The organism is Desulfovibrio piger (genome assembly GCF_951793255.1).
Classification (GTDB): domain Bacteria; phylum Desulfobacterota; class Desulfovibrionia; order Desulfovibrionales; family Desulfovibrionaceae; genus Desulfovibrio.
In genome coordinates, this window is sequence record NZ_OX636706.1 from 1,565,687 (window position 1) to 1,578,341 (window position 12,655).

Annotated in this window: 12 protein-coding genes; 3 read left to right on the plus strand and 9 right to left on the minus strand. The window is 64.4% G+C overall.

All coding sequences use genetic code 11. The features are described from left to right. Window positions 1–205: 205 nt before the first annotated feature. The 4 genes from Q4I12_RS07035 to Q4I12_RS07050 form a co-directional block, all read right to left on the minus strand. Window positions 206–496 (minus strand): HMA2 domain-containing protein, encoded by a 291-nt coding sequence (locus Q4I12_RS07035; RefSeq protein WP_302261151.1) that lies wholly within the window; start codon window positions 494–496, stop codon window positions 206–208. Further along, window positions 496–2,667, minus strand: coding sequence for a heavy metal translocating P-type ATPase (locus Q4I12_RS07040; RefSeq protein ID WP_297158514.1), 2,172 nt, complete (start codon window positions 2,665–2,667; stop codon window positions 496–498). The genes Q4I12_RS07035 and Q4I12_RS07040 overlap by 1 nt, the downstream gene beginning before the upstream one ends. Before the next feature lie 13 nt (window positions 2,668–2,680). Continuing rightward, a complete protein-coding gene (locus Q4I12_RS07045) occupies window positions 2,681–2,935 on the minus strand; it encodes a DUF6110 family protein (protein ID WP_168934523.1) in 255 nt (84 codons plus the stop codon). Between the two features lie 105 nt (window positions 2,936–3,040). Continuing rightward, complete coding sequence (locus tag Q4I12_RS07050) at window positions 3,041–3,280, minus strand: FeoA family protein (protein ID WP_168934522.1); 240 nt, start codon at window positions 3,278–3,280, stop codon at window positions 3,041–3,043. 258 nt (window positions 3,281–3,538) lie between these two features. Here Q4I12_RS07050 and Q4I12_RS07055 point away from each other — a divergent pair, with 258 nt between their 5' ends. Continuing rightward, window positions 3,539–3,760 carry a hypothetical protein gene (locus Q4I12_RS07055; protein ID WP_297158516.1) on the plus strand — a complete coding sequence of 74 codons (222 nt, stop codon included), beginning with the start codon at window positions 3,539–3,541 and terminating at the stop codon, window positions 3,758–3,760. 10 nt (window positions 3,761–3,770) lie between these two features. After that, complete coding sequence (locus Q4I12_RS07060; RefSeq protein ID WP_297138232.1) at window positions 3,771–4,067, plus strand: hypothetical protein; 297 nt, start codon at window positions 3,771–3,773, stop codon at window positions 4,065–4,067. A gap of 132 nt (window positions 4,068–4,199) precedes the next feature. Here the strand turns inward: Q4I12_RS07060 and acs are convergent, their stop codons facing one another. From acs to Q4I12_RS07080, 4 genes are all read right to left on the minus strand, one after another. After that, the gene (gene acs / locus Q4I12_RS07065; protein WP_006006145.1) at window positions 4,200–6,242 is read right to left on the minus strand and encodes an acetate--CoA ligase; all 2,043 of its coding nucleotides are present in this window, start codon (window positions 6,240–6,242) and stop codon (window positions 4,200–4,202) included. A 395-nt stretch (window positions 6,243–6,637) separates the two neighbouring features. Next, window positions 6,638–7,270 carry a Maf family nucleotide pyrophosphatase gene (locus tag Q4I12_RS07070; protein ID WP_302261153.1) on the minus strand — a complete coding sequence of 211 codons (633 nt, stop codon included), beginning with the start codon at window positions 7,268–7,270 and terminating at the stop codon, window positions 6,638–6,640. Beyond that, window positions 7,267–7,848, minus strand: coding sequence for a phosphodiesterase (gene yfcE / locus Q4I12_RS07075; protein ID WP_302261154.1), 582 nt, complete (start codon window positions 7,846–7,848; stop codon window positions 7,267–7,269). The genes Q4I12_RS07070 and yfcE overlap by 4 nt, the downstream gene beginning before the upstream one ends. An 8-nt stretch (window positions 7,849–7,856) precedes the next feature. After that, window positions 7,857–8,060, minus strand: coding sequence for a Trm112 family protein (locus Q4I12_RS07080; protein ID WP_006006155.1), 204 nt, complete (start codon window positions 8,058–8,060; stop codon window positions 7,857–7,859). Window positions 8,061–8,280: 220 nt separating this feature from the next. Here Q4I12_RS07080 and Q4I12_RS07085 point away from each other — a divergent pair, with 220 nt between their 5' ends. Further along, on the plus strand, window positions 8,281–9,141 hold the full coding sequence (locus tag Q4I12_RS07085) for a PHP domain-containing protein (protein WP_302261157.1): 861 nt from the start codon (window positions 8,281–8,283) through the stop codon (window positions 9,139–9,141). Window positions 9,142–9,676: 535 nt separating this feature from the next. On the opposite strand, the gene secA is transcribed toward Q4I12_RS07085, so the two are convergent. Further along, window positions 9,677–12,268 (minus strand): preprotein translocase subunit SecA, encoded by a 2,592-nt coding sequence (gene secA, locus Q4I12_RS07090; RefSeq protein WP_302261159.1) that lies wholly within the window; start codon window positions 12,266–12,268, stop codon window positions 9,677–9,679. Window positions 12,269–12,655 lie beyond the last annotated feature (387 nt).

Here is a 12,655-nt window from a genome sequence, read left to right on the forward strand (position 1 = left end):
AAAAGGACGCCATGGCGGCGTCCTTTTTTTACGGGGGCTCCAAGGGAGGAAGCGATCTGGATGGGGCCCCCGTCAGGCCGGGATGTCCCTAACTACGAGGCAGCGACGGGGACCTGTGCCCGTACCTGAAAGTTTTTGGGGAGAGGGGCCCGGGGGAGAGAGCTTTTGTTTGCAAAGAGTCTCTCCCCCGGAGTGTCTGTCATTCTTACAAGGGCGGCATCTCGCCTGCCTGGCCGCGTGCGGCTTTGTCCAGCCAGTCGGCCCAGCGGCAGCCGGTCTCGATGAGCCTGTCCTGCGACAGCCGGGTGCTGTCATACAGGATGAGGGCCGAACCGCTCAGGGGGTTGAGCTCTATGTCCCGCACACCGTCCACACGCAGGAGAGCGGCGCGGGCCTTGCCGGCGATGGCCGTGTCGCGCAGGGCAGGGTGCCGGACGCGTACGCGTCCGTCCATGAAGCTGCGGACATATTTCACGAAGCGCAGGCTGTCGAGCATCAGGCGGCCTCCAGCTGACGGGCATGGCGACCGGGCAGATGCGGCCGCATGGCATTGAGGGTCACGCCCAGGGTCGTCAGGTTATGCAACAGAGCCGAGACGCCGGGCGTCAGGATCATGAACAGGCCCCCGGCCAGGAACATGCTGTTGAGCAGCATGGTGGCCGCAAAGTTGATGTGGATACGCCGCAGGGTGGCCCTGCCCAGCAGCCGGGCCGTGATGAGCCCGCTGAGGTCCGGCCGGGTGAGCAGCACATTGGCCACTTCGCGGGCCAGGTCGGCGCCGTCGCACATGGCCACGCCCACATGGGAGGCGGACAGGGCAGGCGCGTCGTTGATGCCGTCGCCCACCATGAGGACCTTGCAGCCCTGGGCGGTGAGGTCGGCGATGACGTCTGCCTTGTCGGCGGGCAGGACCTGCGAACGGTATTCCTTGAGGCCCAGCTTGCCGGCCACGGCACGGGCGGTACGCTCGTCGTCGCCGGTGAGCATGAGGATGCGGCGGAAGCCCAGCTCTTCGAGCTGCTTGAGGACCTGCGGGCATTCGGGACGCAGGGGGTCCTCGATGGCCAGGAACCCGGCCAGCTTGCCGTCGATGGCCAGATAGAGCAGCGAGCGTCCCATCCGGGCCTGGGCGTCGATCTCCGCCTCCAGGGGCGAAAGGTCGATGCCTTCGTCGCACTCGATGTAGTGGCGGCTGCCCACACGCACGGCCTTGCCGTACAGGGTGGAGGCGATGCCGTGGGCCACCACATATTCCACCTGGGCGTGCTCTTCCTCATGCTGCAGGCCTTCTTCCTGCGCGCAGCGGACAACGGCGCGGGCCACAGGATGGGGGAAGTGTTCCTCAAGGCAGGCCGCAAGGCGCAGGACCTCGTCCCGGTCATGACCGGCGGCGGGGATGACCTCCACCACATGGGGGCTGGCGTTGGTGAGGGTGCCCGTTTTGTCGAAGACCACGGTATCGGCTTCGGAAAGGGCCTCCAGGAAACGGCCGCCCTTGATGACCACGCCGTGACGCGCGCCTTCGCGCATGGCGGCCAGCACGGCCAGCGGGGTGGCAAGACGCAGGGCGCAGGAATAGTCCACCAGCAGCACGGAAGCCGCCTGCATGGGGTTGCGGGTGATGAGCCACACAAGGCCCGCCAGGGCGAAGGTGAAGGGCACGGCCATGTCGGCCATGCGTTCGAATTTGCCCTGGATGCCTGCCTTGAGGGCCTCGGATTCTTCGATGAAGCGCACCACCTGCTTGAGGCGGGTGCCGTCGCCCACATGGGTGGCGCGGATGACGAGATGTCCCTGCTCCACCACCGTGCCCGAGTAGACGGCAGCGCCCTTGCTGCGGGCCACGCCCAGGGGCTCGCCGGTCATGCTGGCCTGGTTGACCACGGCCTCGCCGTCCTCGACGATACCGTCCACAGGGATGGAGCCGCCGTCGCGGACCACGACCAGATCGCCTTCACGCACATCGGAGAGCGGGACGCTGGTCTCCACACCATCGGCCAGTACCCAGACGGTATCCACGTTGAGCGCCAGGCTCTCGGTCAGGCTGTCCATGGAGCGGCGGCGCGTCCAGTATTCCAGGGCCTCGCCCAGTCCCAGCAGCAGGGTCAGCACGGTGACGGTACGGAAGTCGCGCCGCAGCAGGGAAACACCGATGGCCGCGGCATCCAGTACGTCGACATTGAGCTTGCCCTGGAGGAGCGAGGCGAGGCCCTTTCGCAAAAAGGGAAGGGCTCCCATGACACTGCTGGCCACACGCAGCTTGAACGGCAGGAAAGGACGGACGAAGAGGAAGCGCATCAGGGGGCCGAAACCGTGGGCCCCCATCTCGTCCTCATCATGGGCCGGCAGGCGGCTGCCGGAAGCGTGCCGTTCGAGGCTGTTTTCCAGCTCCTGGGTCAGGGTGGCCAGGACGCTGCTGTCATTGAGGGCACCGGCGTCCTGGGCAGCCAGGGAGCGGAGCACGTCCTGCCGGGCCTGCGCATGCCGGTAGAGCACGAGGACGCTGGGCACGCGCGGATTGACCCGCACGCCTTCCACGCCGTCGATGGCATCCAGAGTATCGGCCAGAATCTCGGCCTGCACCTGTGTCATGGGGCGGCAGGCACGCGCACGCAGCCGTCCGGCCCCGTTGGAGCAGCTCAGTTCATGAACCAGAAAAAAGCGCATGCGCGTGCCCTCATTAGGCCTGAGGATCGGCAGCTTCGGCCTTGCGCTTGTCAGCGGCCTGACGGGCTTCGGCGGCCAGATCTTCCATATCTTCCTTGACGGCTTCCACCTTGCTCATGATGGCGTCTTTCATGTCCATGCCGCGGCTCACCAGGTCGGTGGCCAGGGGTTTGAGATCGAGCTTGCCGCGGGTGACGGCAACGGTGCCCACGACGCCCAGCGCCAGACCACCCAGGAAAAAGAGACCGTATTTCAGACCGTTGTTCATGCTTGTGCCTCCGTTTGCACAGGTAAAAGGATACAGAGGGCCATCCGGGCCATGTTCTGGCACGGCCCGGACAGCAAAAGACGCACGATTGGGAGAAGAGAAGGGCTAGTTGGAGACGTCGACGGTGATGTGGTCGGCTTCGCTGTTGCGCAGGGTGACGGTCACGCCGGAAAGGCGCAGCGCAACGGGGTCTTTGAGGGGCGCGCGGCCCACGACGGAAACGGTGGTCCCGGGGATCAGGCCCATGTCCCGGATGCGGCGGCCCATTTCTCCAAGGGCTTCCACCGTGGCGATCCTGCCGCTCTGGCCGATCTGCATCTGACGAAGGCTGATGATGTCGCTCATGATCTTCTCCTTTGCTGGTACGGGCCCGGAGCAGGGACCGGCATACCTGCGCAGTGCGATCCGGTCGGGACGATCCCGACCGGGCTTGGGGGGCGGCTGATCCGGCATGTCGAACCGCTACTCCAGGCTTGCAAAGAAGCATGGCGTAAACTAGGATGAGTGTCAAGAAAAAAAAGAAAACCACTTTCATTTTTCTTTTGACCTGTATGTAAAATTTTTTGTCTTTTCATTTTAACCTGTTACCCCAGGAGTGATCTTATGGAAGAAGCCTGTCTCGCTACAGGGAACCTGGCTGTCCCCGCACGGCCCGCGACCAAAAAGCTCAGCGGGCGCAAACTGGCCATGCGCATCATGCTCGGTGCGCTGGGGGCATCGGTGGTGCTGGGCTTTGCCGGCAACAAAACGGCCCATGTGCTGACCGGCGCCGTGTTCAGCGCCCTGCTGGCCGACCACGTCTGGAAGCGCCGCAAGGCCCTGTAAGGATCGTCACATGGAGCGTCCTTCCGACGGGAATGCGGCTTTGCCCGCTGCTTCGGGGGCGGCCGTCCCCCGGTGGAAAGCCCTGCTGGCCACGGGTATCCGGCGGCTGGCGGTCTGGGGAACGGGCCTGCCGGCGGCCCTGGTCGCCCTGCTGGCCCTGGCCCAGATCGTCTGCCTGGCCCTGTGTCTGCTGGCTCTGGTGGTCCTGGCCCTGTGTTTCCTGATGGCTTCCTATCCCGAGGAATGCCGCCAGTTCTGGCGCATGCTGCGGGAGACGCGTGCGGAGGGACGCGGCAACGATTCCTGAACCTTGGGGGCGGCCGTTGCGGCCTGGGGGGCCGGCCGCTCCGCAAGGGAAAAGAGCCCGCAGGAGGCTGCGGACAAAAAAAGACCACCCGTCGGCGGGTGGTCTTTTTCGTATCAGGGAGCGGGGGAGAGCCTATTCCTTGGGCTGGTCCTCGTCGGGCAGGTTGGCCGTCTCGTGCTGGCCCTGCAGCAGGTTGCGGTGACCGACGATGATGTGGTCGAGCACTTCGGGCTTGGCCAGGGCCGTGGTATCGCCCAGGTCGTCATAGACGTTGCCCGCGATCTTGCGCAGCATGCGGCGGATGACCTTGCCGGAGCAGGTCTTGGGCATGGCTTCCACGAACTGGATGTATTCGGGGGAGGCCAGGGCGCCGATGTCGCGGCGCACGGTGTCGCGCAGCTTTTTGCGCACGTCGTCGCTCCAGGGCACTTCGTCACGGGTGACGACATAGGCGTAGATGCCTTCGCCCTTGAGGGCATGGGGCATGGGCACCACGGCGGCTTCCGCCACTTCGGGGCAGGAGGCCAGCACGGCCTCGATCTCGGCGGTGGAGAGACGGTGGCCGGAAACGTTGATGGAATCGTCCACGCGGCCCAGGATCCAGAAGTAGCCGTCCTCGTCCACTTCGGCGCCGTCGCCGGACTCATAGCAGCCGAAGCGCGAGAAGTAGGACTGGTACTTTTCTTCGTCGTTGTAGACGCCCTGCATCATGCCGGGCCAGGGCTTGCGGATGACCAGATGGCCGCTGCGGGTGGAGCCGTCGCCGTCTTCCTCGTCACGGGTGGCGCTGCCGCCCATGACGGCCGCGTCGATGCCGGGCAGGGGCCGCGAGGCCGAGCCGGGCTTGAGCTTGGTGGCGTAGGGCAGGGGGCTGATCATGGCGCCGCCGGTCTCGGTCTGCCACCAGGTATCCACGATGGGCAGCTCGCTGCCGCCGATGTTCTTGTGGTACCAGTGCCAGGCTTCGGGGTTGATGGGTTCGCCCACGGAGCCCAGGATGCGCAGGGTGCGCAGGTCATAGCGTTCGGCCCAGGCTTCGCCCAGACGCATGAGGGAACGGATGACCGTGGGGGCCGTGTAGAGGATGTTGACGCGGAATTTTTCCACGATGCGCCAGTAGCGGTCCGGCTTTGGCCATGTGGGCACGCCTTCGAACATCACCACGGTGGCGCCCAGGGCCAGCGGCCCGTACACGCCGTAGGTATGGCCGGTGATCCAGCCCATGTCGGCCGTGCACCAGTAGACGTCGTCGTCGCGCATGTCGAAGACCCATTGCGTGGTATGCGCCGCATAGGTCAGGTAGCCGCCCGTGGAGTGCATGATGCCCGTAGGCTTGCCGGTGCTGCCGCTGGTATGCAGCAGGAAGAGCGTGTCGTTGGCGTCCATGGGCTCGCAGGGGAAGTCCACGTCCAGGGTGAAGTCCTCGATGAGGTCATGCCACCAGATGTCGCGGTTGGGGGTCATCTTCACGTCGTAGAGGTCGGCGTGGTTCACCACCACCACGTGGGCCACGGAGGGGCACTTTTCCAGGATGGGGTCCAGGTTGGCCTTGAGGGGCTTGATCTTGCCGGCGCGGATGGCGGCATCGGCGGTGATGACGACCTTGGCCTTGGAGCCCTGGATACGGCTGCGCACGCCGCCTTCGGCATAGCCGGAGAAGATGGCCGTATGGATGGCGCCGATGCGGGCACAGGCCAGCATGGCGATGACCAGCTCGGGGATCATGGGCATGTACAGGGCCACACGGTCTCCCTTGTTGATGTGCAGGGAGCTCAGGGCGTGGGCCACACGGCAGACCTCGGTATAGAGCATCTGGTAGGTGAAGCAGCGCACGTCCATTTCCTTTTCGCCCTGCCAGATGAGGGCGGCCTTGTTGCGGCGGCCGGAGATCAGGTGGCGGTCGATGCAGTTGAAGGCGGCGTTGAGCTTGGCGCCGGTGAACCATCTGTACTTGTGCCGCGCTTCGTCGGCCTCCAGTACCTTGTCCCAGCGCTTGAACCAGTGGATCAGCTGCGATGCGCGTGCACCCCAGAAGTCATTGGGGTCTTCCAGAGCTCGCCGGCAGATGGCGTCGGCTTCGTCCTGACCGCAGATCCACGCGGACGACTTGCCGTGCTCGGGGGGGAGGTAGCTACGCTTCTCGGTTAAGAGAGTGGTAATCCGTTCCTGGGACATGATGGCAACTCCATAAGCTTAAGACTGCAAACAACAGTGGAAAATCATCCATGCTACCGGCGTAAAGTGATTTCTTACGGGCGTCAAGGGCCGGAAAACTGTTTGTGCTACCAGTCATCGTGGAGAAAAAAGGGACAAGGAGCTGAAACAGAGTGCAACAAAACGGCAGCAGGCACCGGTATGCATGGGAATGCTGCATAGTGAAAAAAATCCCAATCTGGAACGATTTTTTATGAAATTTTTTTTAAAATTTTTCCATATTCGGAACGAGAGCCCGCTTTTTGTGCAAAAAATGCATGGCGGCAGAGAAAATGACCGGCAGCACGGCCGGAAAATGAAAAGGGCGGCCTCATGACGAGACCGCCCTGAAAAGCAGGATGGAGATGGCGCAAGGATCAGTCCACGGGGCGCATCCAGCCTCCCTCCAGCAGGAGGGCGGCAAGACGGCTCACCGGCAGGCCCACCACCGTGGACCAGGAACCGTGCACGCTTTCCACCAGAAAGGCCCCCTGGCCCTGGATGGCGTAGGCCCCGGCCTTGTCGGCCGGTTCGCCGCTGCGCACATAGGCGCGGAGAACGTCTTCAGGCCAGGTATGGAAGCGGACGGCGCTGGTATCGGCAAAGCCCGCACTGCTCCCGTCGGGGAAAAGGCAGCAGACGCCGGTGATGACCTCATGCTCGCGGCCGGAAAGACGCCGCAGCATGTCCAGGGCGTCCGCATCGTCAGCGGGCTTGCCCAGGATGTCGTGGCCCAGGGCCACCACGGTGTCGGCGGCCAGGATCAGGTCGTCGGCCCCGGCATCCGCCGAGGCGGCCACGGCCCGCGCTTTGGCCGTAGCGGCACGCAGGGCGTAGGCGGCGGGCGTTTCCCCGTGTTCGGGGCGCGGCTCCACCCCGGTGGGCCGGACGATGGTATAGGGCAGGCCCCATTCATCCATGAACTGGCGGCGTCGCGGCGAGGCCGAAGCCAGCACCAGCCGGATGCCGGGCCGCAGGAGGAAAAGGGGCTGGAGCGGGGCCGTGTTCATCGGCCCGCCTGATGGGGCCAGTTCTGGCGGGGCCAGTGGCGCAGCAGTTCCTTGCCTTCCATGTCGTAGACGTGGAAGCAGCCGTCCTCATACAGGCCGTAGCTGCGGGGGAATCCGCCCTTGGGCAGACTGAGGGAGCCGGGGTTCCAGAAGTGCAGGCCGTCCAGGCTCTCGCCGCGCGGGATGTGGGTATGGCCGCGCAGGATGACCGTGCCCGGGGCAAAACCCGGCAGAGGCGGGGTCTCCGGCAGACGGTGGCCGTGGCTGGCGAAGATGCGCAGGGCGTCGGCCTCTATCCAGGCGTTTTCCGAAACGGCGAAGGGCGTGAGCATGATGTCCACTTCGGCGTCGCAGTTGCCGCGTACGGCCGTGACCGGGCAGGGCAGATGGTTCAGGCGGTCCAGTTCTTCCAGCACGGAGCGGGTGTCATAGCCGCCGGGCAGGGGGTTGCGCGGACCGTGGTAGACCAGGTCGCCCAGCAGCACCAGCATGTCGGGCGACAGGCGTTGGGCCGTATCACAGAGGAAGCGCAGGCTGTCCAGCGAGCCGTGCAGGTCGGAAGCGATGAGCAGACGCATGGACGGCCCTAGCCTTTGTGTTCCTCATCCCAGCGGGCGCGCTCCACAGCGGCGTCCACCAGCATGATGGGGATATCGTCACGCACGGGATAGACCACGTTGCAGGCCGGGCAGGCCAGGCCTTCGGGATGCTCGGCAGAGGGCAGGGGCTCCAGAGAGCCCATGCAGCGGGGGCAGGCCAGAATCTGCAGCAGTTCCTGTGTGTTCATCATGATGTTTCCTTGTCTTTGGGGACAGCGGCCCCCTGTTTTGCGAGGGCAAAAGCATAGCTTTTTGCCGTCCGTTCTTCAAGACAAAGCTGCCGGGACGACCTGCGGGAAAGCGTGACCTGACGGGCCCTGCGCACCTTGCCACGGGAGTGCGCAGCTTGCTTTTTTTTCATAAAGTCGTAGTTTACTTGAAAAGAAAAAGATAACTGTCAGGGATGAAAGCATGCAATTCATTGATTTACATACGCATTCACAGGCCTCTGACGGAACGGACAGCCCCGGGCAGCTCGTGCGTAATGCCCAGATCCAGGGGCTGGCGGCGGTGGCGGTGACCGATCACGATACGGTCTCCGGCCTGGACGAAGCCGAGGCGGCAGCCCGTGACCTGGGGCTGGAATTCGTGCGTGGATGCGAACTGTCGACCAGTACGGAGCTGGGCGAGATGCATGTGCTCGGCCTGTGGCTGCCCCGGGATCTGGCTCCCCTGCAGGACAGGCTCCAGTATCTGCGCCGCAAACGCAGCGAGCGCAACGTCCGCATCGTGGAAAAGCTCCAGGGCCTGGGCGTGGAGATCGAGCTCGACGAAGTGCTGCACGAGGCCCGCGGCGAAAGCGTGGGGCGCCCGCACATCGCTGCCGTGCTGGTCCGCAAGGGCTATGTGAAGGACGTCAGCGAGGCCTTCAAGGAATATCTGGGCTATTACGGCCGCGCCTACCTGCCCAAGGAGGTCCTGCAGCCCGAAGTGGCCGTGGAAGTCCTCTCTTCTCTGGGGGCCACGGTCTGCCTGGCCCACCCCATGCTGCAAAAGCTGCCCGAGGGCTGGCTGGAAGCCTTCATCGAACGCCTCCTGCCCTGCGGGCTCACGGCCATCGAGGCCTATCACAGCGAACATTCCGAGGCCGCTTCCCGGCGCTGCCTGGAGCTGGCCCGCCATTACGGCCTGGGCGTCAGCGGCGGCTCGGACTATCACGGTACCAACAAGCCCCGCATCCGCCTGGGCAAGGGCTACGGCTCCCTGCGCGTGCCCTACAGCGTGCTGGAAGAGCTGCGCGAGATGCGCGCCCGGCGCGGCCTGCCCTGCTAGGGCGTGGCGACCTGTCCGCAGTTTGCTTGTGGGGGAAGGGAAATCCCTCATCTCCGCTGTCGATGCCCGTAACGCTCCTTCGTCGTTAACGGGCACGGCCTGCGGCCGCCTTCGGTCGCTGCTTGCGCGAGGTTTCTTCCCTTTCCCCAAGCCCCATCCTTTCCCCAGCGCGCTTTTTCAGATGGGCGCTGGTCCATGCGGCGGGCATCCTTCTTTGGGGATGTATGCTGGCATCCTTTATTTCATTGGAATACAACGGAGAGTTGCGTTGAAAAGCCCGGGGAAAAGGGGGGCTTGAGGAGGCTCACCCCTCTTTCCGTGAGCCTCATGCGGCCCGTATGTGCAACGGGGCCGGTGGGTAGCCTCTTCATGGCGGGAGCGTCCTGCGCGGCCATGCTGTGCCCTTCCCGTTCCCGTGCCTCTGGTTATTCTGTCCGTATCTGTCTGCCGTAGATCTTCCACTGTCGGCGGATGCAAAAAAGCGGGGCCCTCTTGAGAGGGTCCCGCTTTTTTCGTCAGTGATGGTCAGGAGCGGCTAGACTTTGCCCATGCCGCAGCACTTTTTGTACTTCTTGCCGCTGCCGCAGGGGCAGGGATCGTTGCGGCCCACGCGGGGCTTGGCCTTGGCGGGTTGGTTGCCGGCATCCGTGGTCTGGCTGCCGGAGTAGGCCAGGTCGTCGTTCTCCTTGTGGCGCAGGCTCAGGGTGGGCTTGGCCTTGGGGGCTTCCTGCTGCGGAGCTTCGGCCGGGGCATTGCCCTCTTCCACGGCGTCCTCGGCAGGGGCGGGTTCGGCGGGCTGCACATGCACGCGGGTCAGGGCGCGGAACACGCCTTCGCGGATCTGGAAGAGCATGGACTGGAACATCTCGAAGCCTTCACGCTTGTATTCCAGCTTGGGGTCCTTCTGGCCGTAACCGCGCAGGCCGATACCGTCACGCAGGGCGTCCATGTTGCGCAGATGTTCCTTCCAGGTGCGGTCCAGTTCTTCCAGCAGGAAGTAGCGCAGGATGTCCTGGTACAGGGGACCGGCTTCTTCGCGCAGCTGCTGGAAGATCTGGTGGATGCATTCCTCACAGCCGGCACGGTCGGGCACGGGAGCATCGGCCGCCAGCACGCGGCCCAGGTTGAAGACGTCGGCCAGACGGGCCTGCAGGGCCTTGCGCAGCTCGATGGCCGTATCGGTATCGGCCTGTTCCAGCGGCGTGTAGGCATCGTCCAGGATATCGTTGCGGAACTCGCTCAGCACGGGTTCCAGATCTTCTTCCACCATCATGTCGCGGCGCAGGGTGTAGATGACCTCGCGCTGCTGGTTCATGACGTTGTCGTAATCCAGCAGGGTCTTGCGGATCTCGAAGTGGTGGGCTTCCACGCGCTTCTGGGCGCTTTCCACGGCGCGGGTGACCATGGTGTTCTCGATGGCTTCACCGTCCTTGAGGCCCAGCTTCTCCATGAGGCCGCTGATGCGGTCGGAGCCGAACAGGCGCATGAGGTCGTCTTCCAGCGAGAGGTAGAAGCGGGAGGAACCGGGGTCGCCCTGACGGCCGGAACGGCCGCGCAGCTGGTTGTCGATACGGCGGCTCTCGTGGCGTTCGGTGCCCAGGATGTGCAGGCCGCCCAGTTCCAGCACGCCTTCGCCCAGCACGATGTCCGTACCGCGGCCGGCCATGTTGGTGGCGATGGTCACATGGCCCTTCTGGCCGGCCTGGGCCACGATCTCGGCTTCACGGGCGTGCTGCTTGGCGTTGAGCACGCTGTGCGGGATGTTGAGCTTTTTCAGGCGCTGGGAGAGCATTTCCGAGGTCTCGATGGAGATGGTGCCCACCAGCACGGGCTGGCCCTTTTCGTACAGCTCGCGGATGGCCTCGATGATGGCATCGTACTTTTCCTTGCGGGTACGGTAGATGAGGTCGGGGTAGTCCTTGCGCTGCATGGGCTTGTTGGGCGGGATGGAGACCACTTCCAGATTGTAGATCTGGTGGAATTCCACGGCTTCGGTATCGGCCGTACCGGTCATGCCCGCCAGCTTGTCATACATGCGGAAATAGTTCTGGAAGGTGATGGAGGCCAGGGTCTGGTTCTCGGCGGCGATGGTGACGTTTTCCTTGGCTTCCAGGGCCTGGTGCAGACCGTCGGAATAGCGGCGGCCGTCCATGAGGCGGCCCGTGAACTCGTCCACGATGACCACCTTGTCGTTCTGCACGATGTAGTCCACATCGCGCTTGAAGACGTGATGGGCCTTCAGGGCCTGCAGGATGCAGTGCTGCTGGGTGATGTTGGCCGGGTCGAAGAGGTTGTCCACATGCAGCAGGGCTTCGCAGTGGGCCACGCCTTCCTCGGAGAGCATGGCGGTGCGGGCCTTCTCGTCCACGGTGTAGTCTTCGGGGCCCAGCTGGCGCACGATCTGGTCCATGGCGCGGTACATGCCCACGCTTTCGTCGGAAGCGCCGGAGATGATGAGCGGGGTACGGGCCTCGTCGATGAGGATGGAGTCCACTTCGTCCACGATGGCGAAGTTGTGGCCGCGCTGCACCAGCTGCGTGGCGTAGAACTTCATGTTGTCGCGCAGGTAGTCGAAGCCGAACTCGTTGTTGGTACCGTAGGTGATGTCGGCGCCGTAGGCTTCCTTGCGGGCCTGGTCGTCAAGACCGTTGACGATGACGCCCACGGAAAGGCCCAGGAAGTTGTAGAGCTCGCCCATCCACTGGGCGTCGCGGGTGGCCAGGTAGTCGTTGACGGTCACCACATGCACGCCCTTGCCGGAAAGGGCATTGAGGGCCACGGGCAGGGTGGCCACCAGGGTCTTGCCTTCACCGGTCTTCATTTCGGCGATCTTGCCGCGGTGCAGCACGATGCCGCCCACCAGCTGCACGTCATAGTGGCGCATGCCCATGACACGGCGGGAGGCTTCGCGGACCAGGGCGAAGACTTCGGGCAGAAGGTCGTCCAGGGTGCGTTCACCGGCCTGCACCTGCTGGCGGTATTCCGTCATGCGCTGGGCGAAGTCCTCGTCGGCCAGTTCCTGCATCTGGGGTTCGAGCGCGTTGATGCGCGCCACGATGGGGCGCAGGCGGCGCAGGTAGCGGTCGTTCTTGCTGCCGAAAATCTTTTTGAAAATGAAACCGAACATGCGTTCTCCTCGTTTGGCGGGATGGCCTGCCCCGGGGCAGGCGCGCGACCGTGTGCATCCTGAAAAAAAACGGACGGGCCGTACGTGAAAGGGCCCGGCACCGGGGGCCGGGCGTCACAAACGGTCGCGCATGCCGTAGAAGTAAGGTCAAAACACGGCTTTGGCAATGCACCGAGGGGGAAAAATGCCCTCACGGACAGGAGAAAGCGCGTCTGGCGACCAGCTGGGGCGGGGGAGGGCTGTGGGGAAAAGCTGCAGCAGGCTGCCCAGCGGGAGCGGGATCTTCGTTGGGCAGGGCCGGACTTGCCTGCCTGCGGGAAGAGCCCGGCCGGGGAAGATCAAGGGGAAGGCCAAGGGGAAGGGAAGAGCAGGAGGGAGGGGCTTCCC

Excerpts from the sequence above, each read along its gene's own strand:
- yfcE (WP_302261154.1), bottom strand. The coding sequence starts at position 7,848 with ATGCGTCTGCTCATCGCTTCCGACCTGCACGGCTCGCTGGACAGCCTG.
- Q4I12_RS07035 (WP_302261151.1), bottom strand. The coding sequence starts at position 496 with ATGCTCGACAGCCTGCGCTTCGTGAAATATGTCCGCAGCTTCATGGAC.
- Q4I12_RS07060 (WP_297138232.1), top strand. The coding sequence starts at position 3,771 with ATGGAGCGTCCTTCCGACGGGAATGCGGCTTTGCCCGCTGCTTCGGGG.
- Q4I12_RS07085 (WP_302261157.1), top strand. The coding sequence starts at position 8,281 with ATGCAATTCATTGATTTACATACGCATTCACAGGCCTCTGACGGAACG.
- Q4I12_RS07080 (WP_006006155.1), bottom strand. The coding sequence starts at position 8,060 with ATGATGAACACACAGGAACTGCTGCAGATTCTGGCCTGCCCCCGCTGC.
- Q4I12_RS07070 (WP_302261153.1), bottom strand. The coding sequence starts at position 7,270 with ATGAACACGGCCCCGCTCCAGCCCCTTTTCCTCCTGCGGCCCGGCATC.
- Q4I12_RS07040 (WP_297158514.1), bottom strand. The coding sequence starts at position 2,667 with ATGCGCTTTTTTCTGGTTCATGAACTGAGCTGCTCCAACGGGGCCGGA.
- Q4I12_RS07050 (WP_168934522.1), bottom strand. The coding sequence starts at position 3,280 with ATGAGCGACATCATCAGCCTTCGTCAGATGCAGATCGGCCAGAGCGGC.
- Q4I12_RS07055 (WP_297158516.1), top strand. The coding sequence starts at position 3,539 with ATGGAAGAAGCCTGTCTCGCTACAGGGAACCTGGCTGTCCCCGCACGG.
- secA (WP_302261159.1), bottom strand. The coding sequence starts at position 12,268 with ATGTTCGGTTTCATTTTCAAAAAGATTTTCGGCAGCAAGAACGACCGC.
- acs (WP_006006145.1), bottom strand. The coding sequence starts at position 6,242 with ATGTCCCAGGAACGGATTACCACTCTCTTAACCGAGAAGCGTAGCTAC.
- Q4I12_RS07045 (WP_168934523.1), bottom strand. The coding sequence starts at position 2,935 with ATGAACAACGGTCTGAAATACGGTCTCTTTTTCCTGGGTGGTCTGGCG.